We start from the raw sequence: 16,858 nt of genomic DNA on the forward strand, positions 1-16,858 counted from the left end.
ACGAGCAAGACAAGGGCGAAGGCGACGGCAGACGTGAGCAGCGCGAAGACAGCAGCGGCCACCCAGACTCCGCAGAAGGTGCCGGCGAAGGCCGCGGCGACAAGCAGCACGGCCAAGCAGACCAGACCGCTCGGGCACGTCACGTTCGTCGGGGTCGGACCGGGTGATCCAGCGCTGCTGACGATCGCCGGGCGCGACGTCCTGGCCAACGCCGACGCCGTTGTGGTCGAGGGCCCCGAGCACGACGCCTTCCTGGCCTACTGCCGGCCCGGCGTCGAGGTGATCGACGGCTCCGGCGCCGAAGGCAGCCGGGCGCTGAAGGTCGCCGCCCGGGCTCGGCTGGTGGTGAAGACCGCCAAGACCGCGGCGAACGTCGTACGGCTGCTGACCGGTGACCCGTTCACCTTCTCCAGCGGCGCCGAAGAGGCCGCGGCCTGCCGCAAGGCGGGGATCAGCTTCAACGTCGTACCGGGCGTCAGCGAGGTCAGCGCCGTACCGGCGTACGCGGGAATCCCGCTGACCGTGAAGAGCGAGCGCGAGGTCACGGTCCTCGACCTGGCCGAGGCCAAGCTCGACTTCAGCCGGCTGCACCCGAAGCAGACGCTGGTCCTGCTGAACGCGGTCGACGTCCTCAAGGACGTCACCGCCGCGCTGGTCGAGTCCGGCTTCGACGCCGGTACGCCGGTCTGCGCGACCGTCGGCGGCACCACCACCGCCCAGACCAGCGTCGTCGGCACCCTCGGCACGATCGTCACCGACCTGCGCGCCGCGAAGGTCACCGGCGAGGCCGTGATCGTGGTCGGCTCGGTCGTCGAGCAGCGCGAGGCGCTCAGTTGGTTCGAGACCAAGCCGCTGTTCGGCTGGCGGATCCTGGTGCCGCGCACCAAGGACCAGGCCGGTCCGCTGATGGACCGGCTGCGCCGCTACGGCGCGATGCCCGAAGAGGTCCCGACCATCTCGGTCGAGCCGCCGCGCAACCCGCAGCAGATGGACAAGGCCATCCGTGGCCTGGTCGAAGGCCGCTACGAGTGGGTCGCGTTCACCTCGGTCAACGCCGTCAAGGCCGTCCGGGAGAAGTTCGACGAGTACGGGCTGGACGCGCGCGCGTTCTCCGGGCTGAAGATCGCCGCGGTCGGCGAGAAGACCGCCGAGGCGATCGCCGCCTGGGGCATCCGCCCCGACCTGCTGCCGTCGGGTGAGCAGTCGGCCGCCGGCCTGGTCGAGGACTGGCCGCCGTTCGACGAGGTGCTCGACCCGATCAACCGGGTCTTCCTGCCCCGCGCCGACATCGCGACCGAGACGCTGGTCGCCGGTCTGACCGACCTGGGCTGGGAGGTCGACGACGTCACGGCGTACCGGACGGTCCGGGCCGCCCCGCCGCCCGCGCCGACCCGCGAGGCGATCAAGTCCGGCAAGTTCGACGCGGTGGTCTTCACCTCGTCGTCGACCGTCCGGAACCTGGTCGGCATCGCCGGCAAGCCGCACGCCTCCACGGTGATCGCGGTGATCGGCCCGGCCACCCTGAAGACCGCCGAGGAGCACGGCCTGCGCGTCGACGCGATGGCCGAGTCGCCGTCGGCCGAGGAGCTGGCCGACGCACTGGCCCGCTTCGGCGCGGACCGGCGTGACACCATGGTCGAGGCGGGGGAACCCGTCACCCGCCCGTCCGAGCGGCGCGCGGGATCGCGGAGGAAGAGCTAGCTCATGCCTGGATTCCCGGATGTCCGCCCGCGCCGCCTGCGCTCGTCGGCGGCGGTACGGCGGTTGGTGTCGGAGACGACGATCGAGCCGCGGCAGCTGATCCTGCCGATGTTCGTCCGCGAGGACATCCGGGAGCCGGTGGCGATCAGCTCGATGCCCGGGGTCTACCAGCACACCCGCGACACCGCGCGGAAGGCGGTCGCCGAGGCCGTGCAGCTGGGGCTGGGCGGGGTGATGCTGTTCGGCGTACCGGCTGAGAAGGATGCTGTCGGGTCCGGGGCGCTGGATCCGGCCGGGATCCTGAACGTCGCGATCGCCGACGCGGTCTCCGAGGCCGGCGACGACCTGCTGGTGATGTCGGATCTGTGCCTGGATGAGTTCACGTCGCACGGGCACTGCGGGGTGCTCGATTCCGCCGGCCGCGTGGACAACGACGCGACGCTGAAGATCTACGCCGAGATGGGCGTCGCGCAGGCCTCCGCCGGGGCACATGTCGTCGGCCCGTCCGGGATGATGGACGGCCAGGTCGGCGTCGTTCGTCGTGCGTTGGACGCCGCTGGGTTCACCGACACCGTCATCATGGCGTACGCCGTGAAGTACGCGTCGGCCTTCTTCGGCCCGTTCCGCGAGGCCGTCGGGTCGTCGCTGCAGGGAGATCGCAAGACGTACCAGCAGGACCCCGGCAACGCCCGCGACGCGATCCGCGAGGTCGACCTCGATGTCGCCGAGGGCGCCGACCTGGTGATGGTCAAGCCTGCGCTGGCGTACCTGGACATCATCCGCCAGGTGCGGGATCACGTGAACGTGCCGGTCGCGGCGTACAACATCTCCGGCGAGTACGCGATGGTCGAGGCGGCCGCCGCGAACGGCTGGATCGACCGCGAACGGGCGATCATGGAGACCTTGACCAGCATCAAGCGGGCAGGCGCGGACACGATCCTCACGTACTGGGCTTCCGAGGCGGCTGAGCTTCTCCACCGGTAGTAGCCCCACGCGGCCGGCTACGGTCCGCTCTCACCGACCCGAGGTGTGCGCTCACCGTCCACCCGGCTGGACCGCGCGCCGCCGTACTGTCGCACCATGCCTCCCGCCCTCCAGCGAGCACTGACCGCCGTAGGCCGCTTCAACGACGCGCACCCCTGGTCGCACAACGACGCCTACGCCGCGCTCGTCCTCCACCACGCGCGCCGCGTCCGCGCCACCGGTGGAACGGACGCCCTGGACGTCGGCTGCGGCACCGGCAACCTCGTCCGCCGGCTCGCCGGCATCCTCCCCGCGGTCACCGGCCTCGAGCCCGACGCCGCGACGGCAGACCGCGCCCGCCGCACCACCGCAGACCTCCCCAACGTCCGTATCCTCAACGAGCCGTTCGACGACTCCCACCAGACCCGCTACGAACTCATCACCTTCGTCGCGGTCCTGCATCATCTCCCGCTGCAACCCACCCTCGAACAGGCCCGCGCCCTCCTCCGCCCCAACGGCCGCCTCGTCGTGATCGGCCTCAGCAGCGAATCCCGCGGAGACCTCCCATGGTCGATCGCCTCGCTGATCCTGAACCCAATCGTGGGCGCCGTCGTTCACCCCCGCCGCGCAACCGAACCTCCGCCCCACATGACCGCCCCCACCGCCACGGCCACAGAACCCTTCGAGGAAATCGCCCGAACCGCCAGCCGCATACTCCCCGGCGCCCGCACCAGACGCAGCCTCTTCTGGCGCTACACGCTGACCTGGACCGCCCTCGCGAGCTGACCCATCTGAGCGCTCGATGCGCTCTCTGCCGCCGCCTGTGTGCCGTCTCTGCCGCTGAGTACGTGCCGTCTCTGCCGCTAGGGTCGTGCCTTCTCTGCCGCTACCTGTGTGCGCTCTCTGCCGCTGAATCGGAACACCCGCCGGGCCGGCGTACGGCGTACAGGCGGTGCTCGGTCGCTAGGCTGCTGGTGTGCGGGAAAGCTGAGGGCGCAGGCGGCGAATGGCCGACCGAGCGAATGCTGGAATGGGCAGCTGCTGCCATTGGCCGTGGTGCCAGGACGCTTGAGGTCGAGGCGTTGCATGGTGATCAAGGGCCCTGGTTGCTGGGGATCGAGCGCGGTGGGCGGCTGACGAGAGCCGTGCTGCGGGCGCCGACGCCGCGGATTGATGTGGCGATGGTGCGTACTGGCGCTGCGGGGCTCGAAGTTGCCGGGAGGCATGGCTTGCTGGCGCCTCGCTTGCTGGGGTTCGAGGTTTTGGACGGCGTGCCGGTGACGCTCGAGAGTCTTGTCGAAGGTGCGAGCAGTTGGGCAGTGGCTTCGCCGGTGCAGTTGCGGGCTGCGGGGGCTGTGCTTGCGCGGGTCCATGCGGTCTCGATCGAGGCATCGGACGACTTGCCGTTTCGGCCTCGGCCGATCGCGGTGGATGACTTCGCGGCGGATCGGCGTACGGGGAAGATGGCGACCACGGATCTGTTGCAGGCGGCTGACGAGGTGGTCCGAGCGAATGGGATTCCGGCGGGCGATCACGTATTCCTCCACGGGGACGTGTGGCCGGGAAATCTCGTGTGGAGCGGGGACGAGGTCGCCGCGCTGATCGACTGGAAGACGGCTGGCGTCGGAGCCCGCGGGGTTGACCTCGGGGAGCTGCGGAAGCAGGTTGCGATCTCGTTCGGAGCGGCGGCGCCGGCGGTGGTGCTCGACGGGTACGAGACCGCAACCGGATGCAGGGCCCCGGACGTGGAGTACTGGGACGCCGTGGCCGCGCTCAACACCCCGACCGAGCTCTACGACGCAACGGCGACGGCTCGGCGGGATGACTTCCTGCGCGTGGCCTGCGGTTGGCTGTAGGCGCCGAGGACCGACGTGCACCACTGATCAACCAACTGTCGCAGCCGCGCGTCACGCCTGGGAATCGGCGGTCAGGGGCTGCACTGGAGGGTTGATCAGTGGTGGGTGTCGGCGCACAGGTCGGTTGCCTGCGGCGCGGTCGCGGTGGGAGGATCTGCGGATGCTGACTTCACGAAAGGGACATGCCGCGTAGGCGTCCTGGGCAGGTCAAGGCCGATGGGGTTACTCGGCTGCGGAGGGCGGGGCGCCCTCGTGAGGGTTCTCGGATCGACGGGCTGTCGCCGTACGGGCGGGTGGTGGTTGCTCGGTTGGAGCGGGGGCGGTTCTTTCCGGGGCAGGTGGCGTTGGCCTTGCGGGAGTGGGAGGTTCTTGTTCGGCGGCCGGAGCATCGGGTGCTGGATCCGGAGTTCGAGGGGTGCGGCGTTTGGGAGTGTTGCGCGACGTTCGGAGAGGTGCGGGCGGTGCTTGCGGCGGTCGAGCACAGTCTGCCGCCGCGGGATGCGCGGCGGTTCAGGGAGCGGTTGGCGCGGCTTGATGAGTTGTGGTGAGGGTACGTCGGTATCCGTGGTTGTCCGAGGTGCCGGGGTTGTCGGTGCTCACCCGTGACACGTTGCGGCGGTTGGAGGGTGGGGAGTCGGCGGAGGAGGTTGTCGATGACTGGCACCGGGTTGTTGCTGATGGCATGCATCCGTGGTTCGACCTGCGGGATGGCGAGTGTGGGGTTTGGGCTTGCTGTCCGCCGACGGTCGGGATCCGGACGTTGTTGGTGATGCTCGAGCCGGGGTTGCGGCGGGCTGATCGGGAGCGGTTGTACGGCGAGCTTCGGTGGGTTGAGGGGCTGGGGTAGGTCAGGGCTTGTACTGGCGGAACGTTCTGGATGACAGCGTCAGGATGCCGGCGCAGATGAGGCAGGTGAGGCCGCCCAGCACCAAGGCGGGGGCTGGGCCGAGGAGGCCGCCTAGGGCGCCGGCGCGGACATTGCCGAGGTTGGGGCCGCCGATGCCGACCATCAGGTCGAGGGAGCTGACGCGGCCGAGGAGTTCGTCGGGGGTGTTGGCTTGGAGGATCGTGGCGCGGAAGACCGTGGTGACGATGTCGGCGGCGCCGGCTGTGGCCAGGCAGATGAGGGCCAGCCAGAGGTGGTTGGTGAGCCCGGCGGTGCCGATGGCGGTGCCCCAGAGGGCGACCGAGATGAGCATCGCGCGGCCCTGGTGGCGGAGGTGGCCGAGTGGGCCGGAGAGGGTGGCGGCGACGATGCCGCCGACGCCGATGGCGGCGAACAGGTAGCTGACGGTTTGTGGGCCGCCGCCGAAGTGGGTGTCGGCGAGGGCGGGGAAGAGGGCCGTCGGCATCGCGAGCGCGGTGGCGTTGAGGTCGAGCAGGAAGATCATGCCGATCAGCGGGTGCCTGGTCGCGTACCGGATGCCTTCGGCAACGGAACGGAGACTGACCGTCGAGCCGCCGCCGGCCGGGGGCATCGGTGGGAGACGGCGTATGCCGGCCAGGGCGGCGAGGAACGTGAACGCGTCGGCGGCGTACGCGGCGCCGATGCCGGTCGTCGCGATCAGCACGCCGGCCAGCAGCGGGGCGGCGATGATCGCGACCTGGAACGAGAGCTGGTTGAGGGCCGCGGCCGCGGGGAGCAGGCGCTGCGGGAGGAAGCGGGGTGGGAACGTCCGCCGGGCCGAGCCGTCGACGGCGGCCAAGGCGGCGGAGGTTGCTGTGAGCAAGTACAGGAGCCAGAGCCGGTCCCAGTGCAGGAACGCCTGTACGGCGAGGAGGATGCCGACGGCCATCAGCCCGGTGCTGGTGAGGAGGACGAGGCGCCGGCGGTCGACGGCGTCGGCGATCGAGCCGCCGAAGAGGCCGAGCAGGAGGGTCGGGATCAGGTTGGCGAGGCCGAGGCCGCCGACGGCGATCGAGGAGCCGGTGACGTCGTACGCCTGGATGGCGACGGCGACCATGGTCATCGTGCTGCCGACGGCGGACAGCGACTGGCCGGCCCAGAGCCAGCGGAAGTCGGTCGACTCGCGGAGCGGGGTGAGGTCGGCGAGCAGTCGGCGGCGGGGCACGAGGATTCATCCTGGTCGGGGTGGGGTGCTGGGGCAACGGGTTTGCGCCGGGGCTCGTCTACGGTGGGTGGGCCGTGGTGGACGACAGGGGAGATGCTGAGCGATGAGTGAGCTGGAGGATCTGGCGCAGGATGTCGCGAAGGCGGTGCGGGAGGCGGTGCCGCTGATGGAGAAGGTTCAGCGGGATGCCGAGGGGCTGGCCAAGCAGCTCGGCGGCGGGTCTGCAGCGCCGTTGGAGCAGGTTGATCGGCAGGTTGCCGGGCTTCGGAGCACGCTGGAGCGGGCCGGGCGCGATCTGACGGCGGGGTTGAACGCGCGCGACGGCGTGGTCGCCGGGGTCGGGACGGAGACGCCGGAGCTCAAGCGGCTGGGGAATCAGCTGACGGATCTGCGGGGTGCTGTGGACAGGGCGCACGGGTCGCTCGTCGAGGGCGGGCGCCGGGTCGACGAGGCGATGCGGGCCGGTGCGAAGGGCTCGGGGAGGGCCGCTCAGGAGGGGGCTGACGGAGTACGGGAGGTACTTCGGAAGGCTGTCGAGACGCTCGGCCGGTCGGAGACGAACCGGGCGGAGGCGACCGAGGGGAGCCAGGCGCTCGCGCAGGCCGGGGAGGACGGGTCGCTGGTGAAGGCCGCGGATCTGGCGAAAGCCGCGAACGCGGCGCAGAACCCGACGCCGAAGTCGCAGCAGGTTGCGCCGGGGTCGGCGTCGCGGGGGCACTCCCAGACCAATCGCTCTGAAGGACAGATCCGAGAGCGCACCCGCTAGCCGGAGGGCGCCGGGCCCCGAGGAGCATCCGCCGCTCGCCGGGTCAGGCCTCCGAGGCGAGCGCCTCCTCCACCGTCTCCGTGACCGTGAACACCTTGTGCAGCTTCGTGATCCGGAGGACCTTCGCGACCCGCGGATGCGGGTTGGCCAGGATCAGCGCACCGCCCTGAACCGCCGCCTGCTGGTGGGCGCCGATCAGGACGCCCAGCCCGCTGGAGTCCATGAACTCGACCTCGGTCAGGTCGAGGACCAGCGGTTTGGTGCCGATCGTCGTCAGCACCGCGCGGAGGGTCTCGGTCAGTGCGGGGGCCGACTCGGCGTCGACGTCGCCGGACAGCCGGACCAGCGGGTGCGGGCCGAGATGGTCGACCTGGACGGACAGATCCGTGCTGTCGGCAGCCACGATCTGGATACTCCTCGGGTTGTCGGCGGCCGGTGGGTCGCACCGGGTCCGCCGGCCGCGGCGGTGAGCCGCGCCGGCGATGGCTCGGGGCTGAACCATCAGTCTGCGAGCAGTATCACCCGTCAGACCGACAGTTCAACCATCCACACCCTGCCGATACGCCGTTGTGCGCGGAGCGTGGAAGCCCCACCACGAACAGTCGCCGTCCGGAGCTCGGCGGCTCAGGAAGTCCGCAGCTGCAGCACCAACCGCCCGGGCGACCGCCCGGTGATGTACACCCGCTGCCCGTCCGGCACCAGCGATCCGTTCAGCTGCGTGTACCGCTCACCCGGATCCATCGACACCCGCGTGGCCCCGTTCCCCGGCCCGAACGTGATCCGGTCCGAGCCCACGACGTACGAGCCGATCCCCTCCACCAACTGATAGTTGCCCGGAGCATCTAATGCCTGGACCCCGCTCAAGGAACCACCGCTACGGAAGCACAGCTCGATCGCGAACGGCACCTCCGACTCCGCCAGCTCGACCGCCAGGTCGAACCCGCCCGAAACCTCCGACACCGTCACCGCGGTCCGCAGCGTCCGGTACTGCTTCGGCCGGTGCGGGAAGTCCATCGACGCGTAGAACCGCCCGTCCAGCGTCAGCGGGTAGTCGCCGTCCTCGCGCCGATAGCGACGCGGCAGCGGCAGGTGGTACGGCACCTTCACCTCGTCGGCCAGCCGAAACGTCCGCGACCCCGTACGCCGTAACCCGTCGCTCCGGAAGTGCCCGGTGCTGAAGAACTGCGGCGACAACCGCACCGAGTCGAGGATCGCCGCACCCTTGCGCAGCTTGAAGAACGTCGGGTTGGTCGACAGCCCCGACGCGATCACCGGGATGTCGTGGAAGTCGGTCCCACCGAACACGGTCGCGGTCCGGTCCCCACGACGGATCCGCGCCAACGCGTGCGCCGGGTACTCGGCCACGAAGTCAGCAGGCGCAGCCTTCAAACCCGGCAGTACTGCAGCCAGCTCAGGCCGCTCCAACACCTCCGCCAGGAAGTCGCCCAACTCACCCGTCCCACGCCGTTCGATGTCCTTGGCAACCGTCGCGAACCGCCCGTCGCGATCGTGCAGCGCCAGCTCGCGGAACTGCGTCAGGTACCACCACACCTCGCGCACCCGCGTCTGGTCCTGCCGCCGCGACGCGATCGTGTCCACCTCGCCGTTCGGCTCCAGCAGATGCAGCGTCGCCTCCAAGTTGCGCCGTACGAAGCCGATCAGCTCCGGTTTGTGGCGCAGCCAAGCGATCGTCAGCAGGCTCGGGTTCGTCACCTCCGACGCGTACGTCGCCGACCGCTCGCTGTAGATCCCGTCGGGGGTCGCGTCGATGCCCTCGTCGAGCCAGTCGTCGATGCGGGCGGCGTACCGGCGGTCCGGGAACAGGTGGTGGGTTCGCGCGAGCGCGGCCGAGACCTCCCAGCGGTGGTTCGGCGTGTGCACGCCGCCGGAGGCCAGCGCCGGCCCGGCCTTGCGGATCACGCGTTCGAGCACCGCGCGGTGTGCGACCGTCGCGGCGCTGCCGTCCGCGTCGAGCAGCGCGTAGACCGTGCAGAAATCCTGTACGGCGAACGCGCTGTCCGGCGGCGAGTGCAGGTTGCCGACGTCGTACGTGCCGTCGTCGTGCTGGGTGCTCTCGAGTTTGTCGACCAGGAAACGCAGCGGCGCGAGCAACGTCGCGTCGTGGTGGAAACGCGACCGGTTCCAGATGTAGCCGGAAACGAGTCGCCGCGCTTTCCGGGCGACGGTCCGGACGCTGTCGCCGGTGCTCTGGTAATTGCCGAGCACGAGCGGGATCTGGGTTTCGTTGAAGCGGGTCAGCGCGGTCAGCAGCTCCTCGTCCGCGGCGGCCGGGGCCGCGGTCGCGAGAGACGGGAGGACGGTGCCGGCGGACAGCCCGGCCAGGGATCCGGCGAGGAACGTGCGGCGGTGCATACGAGCCTCCGAAAGCGGCGGGAAAGCGATTGCCAAATGCCCAGTACTGTTCTCGGCCGCCGTCGCACTGTCAAGACTCAGCAGGTGTCCGGAACCGGTCACCCAATCACCCGGTGAACTCTTGTCTGAACCGGTCCGCTCCACTAGTTTGACCGGCCTGGGCAAACGCTTTCCAAAATGACCGGAGGAAAGAAATTGAGTGGGCAGAAAAAGGACAACGTCGCTGCCTACCTCTTCCTGTCCCCGTGGCTGGCCGGCCTGTTCGTGATCACGGTCGGCCCGATGATCGCCTCGCTCTACCTGGCCTTCACCGACTACAACCTGATCCAGGCCCCGCAGTGGACCGGCCTGGAGAACTTCACCCGGATGCTGTCCGACCAGCGCCTGCACAACTCGCTGAAGGTCACCTTCACCTACGTGCTGGTCTCGGTCCCGCTGCAGCTCCTGGTCGCGCTGCTGCTGGCCGTCGTACTGGATCGTGGCGTCCGCGGAATGGCCTTCTACCGCTCGGTCTTCTACCTCCCGTCGCTGCTCGGCTCGAGCGTCGCGATCGCGATCCTGTGGAAGCAGGTCTTCGGCACCGACGGCCTGCTCAACCAGGTGATCGCCCCGCTCGGCTTCGACGGCAAGGGCTGGATCTCCGACCCCAGTACGGCGCTCGGCACGCTCGTCGTCCTGAACGTCTGGACCTTCGGCGCCCCGATGGTGATCTTCCTGGCCGGCCTGCGGCAGATCCCGACCATGTACTACGAGGCGGCGGCAGTCGACGGCGCCGGCCCGCTGCGCCGCTTCGCGAGCGTCACGCTGCCGCTGCTGACCCCGATCATCTTCTTCAATCTGGTGCTGCAGATCATCCACGCGTTCCAGTCGTTCACGCAGGCCTTCGTCGTCTCCGGCGGCACCGGCGGTCCGTCCGACTCGACGATGTTCTACACGCTCTACCTGTACGACCGCGGCTTCGGCAACTTCGACATGGGCTACGCCTCGGCGATGGCGTGGTTCCTGCTCGTCATCATCGCCGTCCTCACCGCGGCGAACTTCGTCGCCTCGAAGTACTGGGTGTTCTATGACGACTGAGACCCTGACCCGCCCGGTCCCGGCCACCTCCGGTACGACGCTCGCCTGGCGGCGAGTCCGCCCCGCGCTCACGCACGTCGCGCTGGCCGCGACCGCGCTGGTGATGCTCTACCCGGTGATCTGGATGGTGGTCAGCTCGCTGCGCCCCGGCAACGAGATCTTCCGCGACCCCGGCATCCTGATCCGCGACCTGCGGATCGACAACTACCGGGTCGGCTGGAACGCGCTCACCGAACCCTTCACCCGCTACCTGCTCAACTCCGCGGCCGTCGTGCTCGGCTCGATCGTCGGCAACCTGGTGTCGTGCTCGATGGCGGCGTACGCGTTCGCCCGGCTGAACTTCACCGGCAAGAAGTTCTGGTTCGCGATCATGCTGGTCACGATCATGCTGCCGATCCACGTCGTGATCGTGCCGCAGTACATCCTGTTCAGCACGGCCGGCTGGATCAACACGTTCCTGCCGCTGGTCGTCCCGAAACTGCTGGCCACCGACGCGTTCTTCGTCTTCCTGATGGTCCAGTTCATCCGCGGCATCCCGCGCGAGCTGGACGAGGCCGCCCGGATCGACGGCTGCGGCAAGGGCGGCATCTTCCTGCGGGTGATCCTGCCGCTGATGGTGCCGGCGCTGGCCACCACCACGATCTTCACCTTCATCTGGACGTGGAACGACTTCTTCAGCCAGCTGATCTACCTGACCGACCCGAAGATGTACACCGTCCCGGTCGCGCTGCGGGCCTTCGTCGACGCCACCGCCAGTACGTCGTGGGGATCGCTGTTCGCGATGTCGGTGGTCTCGCTGGTCCCGGTCTTCCTCGCCTTCCTGCTCGGCCAGCGGTTCCTGATCAAGGGCATCGCCACCACCGGCATCAAGTAGTCCCGATCGTCAGAAAGGTTCACCCCATGAGGCCGCTACCCCGACTGACCGCACCGCCCCGCCGGCGGGTGCGGGCCCTGGCCGCCGTCGCGGTCGCCGTTGCGCTGCTGGCCACCAGCGCCTGCGGTGGCGACTCCGGCGGCGGCGGTGACTCCGCGAACGGAGAGGTCACCCTCCGGTTCAACTGGTGGGGTTCCGACACCCGGCACAAGATCACCCAGCAGGTGATCGACTCCTTCCAGAAGGAGAACCCGAACATCAAGATCAAGGGCGAGTTCGGCGAGTGGGCCGGCTACTGGGACAAGCTCGCCACCACCGTCGCCGCCAACGACGCGCCCGACGTGATCCAGATGGACGAGAAGTACCTGCGCGAGTACGCCGACCGCGGCGCGCTGCTCGACCTGAAGAAGGCCGACGGGCTGGACACCGGCAAGTTCGAGCCGGACACCCTCGGCGCCGGCGAGTTCGACGGCGGCCTGTACGGGCTGAACGCCGGGATCAACGCGTTCACGATCGTCGCGAACCCGGCCGTGTTCAAGGCCGCCGGGGTGGCGATCCCCGACGACACCACCTGGACCTGGGACGACTACGGCAAGGTCGCGGCCGAGATCAGCCAGAAGCTCAACGGCAAGGGCTGGGGTACGGCGGCGTACGGCACCAACGACGCCAGCCTGAACATGTGGGCCCGGCAGCAGGGCGAGTCGCTGTTCACCGAGGACGGCAAGCTCGGGATCAGCAAGGACAAGCTCACGCAGTACTGGACCGACCTGCTCGCGCTGCAGGCGTCGAAGGCGACGCCGTCGGCGGAGTTCACCTCGCAGGACATGACCGCGCCGCTGGACCAGTCCGGGATGGCGACCGGCAAGCTCGCCATGAGCTACGCCTGGAGCAACCAGCTCAACGCGCTCAGCAAGGCGTCCGGGCAGCAGCTCAAGCTGCTCCGGCTGCCGAGCGCGACCGGCAAGGCGACCGAGAACGGCTCGTACTACAAGGGCTCGATGTTCTGGTCGATCTCGTCGCGCTCCAAGCACCCGAAGGAGGCCGCGAAGTTCGTCAGCTACCTGGCCAACAACACCGCCGCCGGCAACCTGCTGCTCGCCGAGCGGGGCGTCCCGCCGAACACCGAGATCCGCGCCGCGGTCACCTCGAAGCTGCAGCCCGCCGACGCCGCCTCGGCCGCCTTCATCCAGGCCATCGCCAAGGAGCTCGGCAAGCCGTCGCCCCCGCCGCCGGTCGGTGGTGGTCAGGTGGAGAAGATCATCCAGCGCTACACGACCGAGGTGCTCTTCGGGCGTCTGCAACCGGCGGACGCAGCGCAGAAGTTCCTCGACGAGATGAACGGCGAGCTGGCCAAGTAGATGTTGCAGGAGGCAACCGCGTGAACGACGTACCGAGGATCGCCCTGGTCGGTGTCCACGGTCACGGGACGGCGCACGTGCGGAACGTCGCCCGGCTGGAGACAGCCGGGCGCGTTCGGCTGGTGGCTGTCGCGGACCCGCGGCCGCCGGACGAGCTCGCACCGGGGGTTGCTGTTTTCGGTGATCTCGAGAGTTTGCTGGCAGCAACTCCCGTGGATGTCGTGGTCATCTGTACGCCGATCCACACGCACGTTCCGCTGGCCGAGTTGGCTCTGCGCGCGGGTGCCGACGTGCTGCTGGAGAAGCCGCCGGCGGCTTCGCTTGCCGAGTTCGAGCGGCTGGTGCGAGTGGTGAACGAGACCGGGCGCGTCTGTCAGGTCGGCTTCCAGGTGCATGGCTCGCGCGCCGCCCGGGCGATGCGCGAGTGGGTGGCCGACGGGCGGCTCGGCGAGATCCGCGGGATCGGCACGGTGGGCGCCTGGATCCGAAAGCAGGAGTACTGGCAGCGCGCCCGCTGGGCCGGGCGGCGCGAGCTGGACGGTGTCGCGGTGGTCGACGGAGCGGTGACGAACGCGTTCGCGCACGCGTCGGCGACGGCGCTGCTGGTCGACGGGTCGGGCGCGGCCGAGCAGGTCGCGGCGGTCGAGACCGAGCTATACCGGGCGAACCCGATCGAGTCCGACGACACCTCCAGCGTGCGGATCCGGACCGCGCGCGGGACGACGATCGTCGCCGCACTCACCCTCGCGGCGGAGCCGCCGGGCGCCGAGCCGCGGATCATCGTGCACGGCTCGCGCGGCCGCGCCGTACTGACCTATCCGTCCGACCGCCTCGACCTGACGGTCGACGGCGTCACCACCGGTACGACGTACGAGCGCGACGACCTGCTGCTCAACCTGATCGAGCACCGCGAGGACCCAACCGTCGAGCTGCTCGCACCCCTGGACCAACTCGGCGGCTTCACCAAAGTGCTCGAGGCGGTGCGGCTGGCCGAGCCGCCGCGGGCGATCGATCCGGCGTACGTGACCTGGTACGGCGAAGGGCTGCAGCGGCACCCGGGGGTCGCCGAGGTCGGGAAGTGGGCTGAACTGGCGGCCGAGAACCTGAAGTTGTTCAGTGAGCTGGGAGCGCCCTGGGCCTCACAGTAGGCGTCCCGCAGCCAGGCGAAGCTCGGACAGTTCGCCGGCTGCCCAGCCTTCGGTGCGGGACTCGGTGCCTCGCCACAGCGGTTTGCGGACGAGATGGAAGTGCAGGTTCGCGATCCGTTCGCCGATGCCCAGCCGGTCGATCGCGGCGAGGTCGGCCGCGGGGATCGCGCGGTGCCGCTCGTAGCCCGTGCGGAACGCGTCCCAGTGCGGAGTCGCGGCGACGCCAGTGAAGTCGGCGGCGAGGGAACCTTCGCCGGCGAGATCGAAGTCGTGCAGGTTGAGGCCGTCGGGAGTGATCAGGATGTTGTCGAGGGAGACATCTCCATGTCTGATCCCACGACTCACGCCGTCGGCAACTTTCCCGGCCAGGGCTCGCACCAGCTCCGCGTCCGGCGCCGAGACGAGTGGCACGATCTCGCCGACCATCTGGTCCAGGTCGTTGGAGGTACGGCGTACCGGCGTGAACGTGTCCGCCGCCAGGTGGAACCGCGCGACCAGCTCACCGAACTCCTCGTACAACCCGTCGGTGAACGGCGGCTGCGGCTTGAACCCCTCGACGAGCGCCGTCAGCAGGTACGGACGATCGCCTTCCGGCAGCGCCAGTACGCCGACCGCCGACCCGTCAGCGAGCGGCTGCACCCGCGGCGTCGCGACCTTCCCCACCAGGTGCTCGCAAAGACCTGCCTCCCAACGGATGTCGGCGAGCGGGCGTCCGGCGTACAGCTTGAGGACGTACGCCTCCGTCGGCGTGCTCAGCTCGTACACGTCGTTGACCAGCGACCGCCGCAGTTCGCACCCGGTGAACGGCAGCTGGTAGACCTCCGCGAGGTGGTCGCGGAGGCTGTCCGGGTGGGGCAACGATCTCAGGGCGCGGACCATGTGATGTCCTTTGCGTGACGTCGCGGGGGTGGCAGGCGTTGGAGAGTACTGAAGCAGACGATTCCGTACTCGGGCGCCGCGCAGGAAGCGGGTTTTCCTGCGGGACAGCTGAGGTCCACGGGGTAGGACGGAATCGTTGTACGGATTCACCTCCCCTGAACGCCCCAGGAACCGGTAGCCTCGTGCAGCCGCTGCAGTACTTGCCTGGGGAGGCCCAGACGGTCGCGGTACGACGACCACCACCGACGAACTGCCGGAGAGCCCAAACCGGTCAGGAGATCACGTCTTGCAGGAGAACACCAGCACCAGTTCCGGCGAACTCGCGAACGTACCCCTCACAGGTGCGGACAAGGTCGCCTACGCCTTCTACGCCACCGCGGCCACCGCCGCACTCGTCGGCCAGGTCTGGGCCGGCGTCACCCACATCCCCTGGCCCGACGAGGGCTTCTCGACGTTCCTGAAGATCGCCCTCGTCACCCCCGCCGTCGCCGTCATCGAGCTCGGCGGTGTGGCGACCGCGGCGCTCGCCGACCTGCGCCGGCGCAAGGGCGAGCAGGCCTACGCCTACCGCGCGATGTCGCTGTTCGCGGCGATCGTCGCACTCGTCTTCAACGTGGTCGGCCACTGGCGGCCCGAGGAGCGGTTCCTGGCCTTCGGCTTCGGCGGCCTGTCCGCGTTCGCGTACGTGCTCTGGCTGATCCACAGCTCGGCCCGGCGCCGCGACGCGCTCCGGGTGTCGGGCCAGATGGCCAACACCGGACCGGTGTACGGCGTCGTGCAGTGGCTGCGCGAGCCGCGGCTGACCTGGCAGGCCCGGTCGCTCGCGATCGAGCACGGGTACGGGATGTTCGAGAGCATCCGCGCGGCCCGCGACCACGTCCGCAACGCCGCCCGCCGGAACGCGATCGCCGGGACCGTTGCCGAGTACATCCGCTCCGAGCACCAGGACGAGCGGCTGGCCAAGATCGCCGAGACGACGTACGACGCCGACCGGCTGGCCGGGATGCTCGAGGAGCGGATCAACTACGAGGTGGTCACCAACAAGCTGACCCGGGCCATCTCGCCGCCGCCGGAGGAGCCGCCGGCCGAGGAGCGCAACGACCTGCGCGCCGCGGTCTGGGTGGTCGAGGGCAAGGCGCTGAAGGCGCAGCAGGTGCGCACCGACGGTGGCGTGAACCTGCGCGACGAGGACGCCTGGGGCGAGGCGATGACCGGTGAGCTGATGGCCATCGTCGATCCGCCGGTGAACGCCGAGGGCGTCGCCGAGGCCGAGGTCGTCGAGGACGAGTCCGAGCACGTGGTGAACGGGGTCCGCAAGCCGGTGAAGGCGTCGCCGGTCGTGCAGAAGCCGTCGGAGCCGTCGCCGTTCGCGCCGGCCGACCAGGTCTCGCGTCCCGGCGTACCGGAGCCGGTCGTCGAGACCGTGCTGCCGCCGGTCCTGCCGGAGCCGGTGCTGCCGGAGCCGGTCGTCGTCGACCCGGTCGTTGTGACCGAGCCCGCGCCCGCGCCGAAGCCGGCGGCCAAGACGAAGGCGTCCCGTCCGGCGCCGAAGGTCGTCGCCGCCGAGGGGGAGCCGGAGCCGACCGACCTGGAGAAGCGCCGGATGCGCGCCTGGAACATGCTGTCGGACTGGCCCGAGGGTCACGAGCGCAGCGCGAAGAAGCTCGCCGAGGCGATCGGCTGCAGCGAGCCGATGGCCAGCCGCTTCATCGAGCAGTACGAGGCTGAGCTGGTCTCGTCGAAGAACTGATCTGAATGTTGGGAGGACCCGCACCTTGTCGGTGCGGGTCC

15 protein-coding genes are annotated in these 16,858 nt (G+C 69.6%); 11 read left to right on the plus strand and 4 right to left on the minus strand.

Annotation, left to right across the window (positions count from 1 at the left end; genetic code table 11):
• Positions 1-33: 33 nt before the first annotated feature.
• From AB0M01_RS21665 to AB0M01_RS21685, 5 genes are all read left to right on the plus strand, one after another.
• Complete coding sequence (locus AB0M01_RS21665) at positions 34-1,701, plus strand: uroporphyrinogen-III synthase (protein WP_363672115.1); 1,668 nt, start codon at positions 34-36, stop codon at positions 1,699-1,701.
• 3 nt (positions 1,702-1,704) lie between these two features.
• On the plus strand, positions 1,705-2,685 hold the full coding sequence (gene hemB / locus AB0M01_RS21670; protein ID WP_363672117.1) for a porphobilinogen synthase: 981 nt from the start codon (positions 1,705-1,707) through the stop codon (positions 2,683-2,685).
• Positions 2,686-2,781: 96 nt separating this feature from the next.
• The gene (locus AB0M01_RS21675) at positions 2,782-3,450 is read left to right on the plus strand and encodes a class I SAM-dependent methyltransferase (protein WP_363672119.1); all 669 of its coding nucleotides are present in this window, start codon (positions 2,782-2,784) and stop codon (positions 3,448-3,450) included.
• Between the two features lie 320 nt (positions 3,451-3,770).
• A complete protein-coding gene (locus AB0M01_RS21680; protein WP_363672121.1) occupies positions 3,771-4,520 on the plus strand; it encodes an aminoglycoside phosphotransferase family protein in 750 nt (249 codons plus the stop codon).
• Positions 4,521-5,064: 544 nt separating this feature from the next.
• Positions 5,065-5,367: a hypothetical protein gene (locus tag AB0M01_RS21685; protein WP_363672123.1), complete on the plus strand. Its 303-nt coding sequence runs from the start codon at positions 5,065-5,067 to the stop codon at positions 5,365-5,367.
• Between the two features lies 1 nt (position 5,368).
• Here the strand turns inward: AB0M01_RS21685 and AB0M01_RS21690 are convergent, their stop codons facing one another.
• On the minus strand, positions 5,369-6,592 hold the full coding sequence (locus AB0M01_RS21690) for an MFS transporter (RefSeq protein WP_363672125.1): 1,224 nt from the start codon (positions 6,590-6,592) through the stop codon (positions 5,369-5,371).
• Positions 6,593-6,695: 103 nt separating this feature from the next.
• Between AB0M01_RS21690 and AB0M01_RS21695 the strand changes: the two genes are divergently transcribed.
• Positions 6,696-7,358, plus strand: coding sequence for a hypothetical protein (locus tag AB0M01_RS21695; protein WP_363672127.1), 663 nt, complete (start codon positions 6,696-6,698; stop codon positions 7,356-7,358).
• 43 nt (positions 7,359-7,401) lie between these two features.
• Here AB0M01_RS21695 and AB0M01_RS21700 read toward each other — a convergent pair whose 3' ends face one another.
• Together AB0M01_RS21700 and AB0M01_RS21705 are read right to left on the minus strand one after the other, a co-directional pair.
• On the minus strand, positions 7,402-7,761 hold the full coding sequence (locus AB0M01_RS21700; RefSeq protein WP_363672129.1) for an STAS domain-containing protein: 360 nt from the start codon (positions 7,759-7,761) through the stop codon (positions 7,402-7,404).
• A gap of 221 nt (positions 7,762-7,982) precedes the next feature.
• The gene (locus tag AB0M01_RS21705; RefSeq protein WP_363672131.1) at positions 7,983-9,731 is read right to left on the minus strand and encodes a hypothetical protein; all 1,749 of its coding nucleotides are present in this window, start codon (positions 9,729-9,731) and stop codon (positions 7,983-7,985) included.
• 177 nt (positions 9,732-9,908) lie between these two features.
• Between AB0M01_RS21705 and AB0M01_RS21710 the strand changes: the two genes are divergently transcribed.
• From AB0M01_RS21710 to AB0M01_RS21725, 4 genes are read left to right on the plus strand one after another with little or no spacing between them, the layout of a single operon-like run.
• Positions 9,909-10,808 carry a sugar ABC transporter permease gene (locus AB0M01_RS21710; RefSeq protein ID WP_363672133.1) on the plus strand — a complete coding sequence of 300 codons (900 nt, stop codon included), beginning with the start codon at positions 9,909-9,911 and terminating at the stop codon, positions 10,806-10,808.
• Positions 10,798-11,682: a carbohydrate ABC transporter permease gene (locus AB0M01_RS21715; RefSeq protein WP_363672135.1), complete on the plus strand. Its 885-nt coding sequence runs from the start codon at positions 10,798-10,800 to the stop codon at positions 11,680-11,682. The genes AB0M01_RS21710 and AB0M01_RS21715 overlap by 11 nt, the downstream gene beginning before the upstream one ends.
• A gap of 26 nt (positions 11,683-11,708) precedes the next feature.
• Positions 11,709-13,040: an extracellular solute-binding protein gene (locus tag AB0M01_RS21720; RefSeq protein WP_363672137.1), complete on the plus strand. Its 1,332-nt coding sequence runs from the start codon at positions 11,709-11,711 to the stop codon at positions 13,038-13,040.
• A 20-nt stretch (positions 13,041-13,060) separates the two neighbouring features.
• Positions 13,061-14,188: a Gfo/Idh/MocA family oxidoreductase gene (locus tag AB0M01_RS21725; protein ID WP_363672139.1), complete on the plus strand. Its 1,128-nt coding sequence runs from the start codon at positions 13,061-13,063 to the stop codon at positions 14,186-14,188.
• Here AB0M01_RS21725 and AB0M01_RS21730 read toward each other — a convergent pair.
• Positions 14,180-15,067 (minus strand): phosphotransferase, encoded by an 888-nt coding sequence (locus AB0M01_RS21730; RefSeq protein WP_363672141.1) that lies wholly within the window; start codon positions 15,065-15,067, stop codon positions 14,180-14,182. The genes AB0M01_RS21725 and AB0M01_RS21730 overlap by 9 nt on opposite strands.
• Before the next feature lie 286 nt (positions 15,068-15,353).
• On the opposite strand from AB0M01_RS21730, the gene AB0M01_RS21735 reads away from it, so the two are divergent.
• Positions 15,354-16,817: a hypothetical protein gene (locus tag AB0M01_RS21735; protein ID WP_363672143.1), complete on the plus strand. Its 1,464-nt coding sequence runs from the start codon at positions 15,354-15,356 to the stop codon at positions 16,815-16,817.
• Positions 16,818-16,858 lie beyond the last annotated feature (41 nt).

It is taken from the genome of Kribbella sp. NPDC051770, assembly GCF_040681455.1.
Taxonomy (GTDB): domain Bacteria; phylum Actinomycetota; class Actinomycetes; order Propionibacteriales; family Kribbellaceae; genus Kribbella.

Coding starts and splice junctions, on each gene's coding strand:
- hemB (WP_363672117.1), top strand. CDS start 1,705: ATGCCTGGATTCCCGGATGTCCGCCCGCGCCGCCTGCGCTCGTCGGCG.
- AB0M01_RS21675 (WP_363672119.1), top strand. CDS start 2,782: ATGCCTCCCGCCCTCCAGCGAGCACTGACCGCCGTAGGCCGCTTCAAC.
- AB0M01_RS21695 (WP_363672127.1), top strand. CDS start 6,696: ATGAGTGAGCTGGAGGATCTGGCGCAGGATGTCGCGAAGGCGGTGCGG.
- AB0M01_RS21705 (WP_363672131.1), bottom strand. CDS start 9,731: ATGCACCGCCGCACGTTCCTCGCCGGATCCCTGGCCGGGCTGTCCGCC.
- AB0M01_RS21710 (WP_363672133.1), top strand. CDS start 9,909: ATGACCGGAGGAAAGAAATTGAGTGGGCAGAAAAAGGACAACGTCGCT.
- AB0M01_RS21715 (WP_363672135.1), top strand. CDS start 10,798: ATGACGACTGAGACCCTGACCCGCCCGGTCCCGGCCACCTCCGGTACG.
- AB0M01_RS21720 (WP_363672137.1), top strand. CDS start 11,709: ATGAGGCCGCTACCCCGACTGACCGCACCGCCCCGCCGGCGGGTGCGG.
- AB0M01_RS21730 (WP_363672141.1), bottom strand. CDS start 15,067: ATGGTCCGCGCCCTGAGATCGTTGCCCCACCCGGACAGCCTCCGCGAC.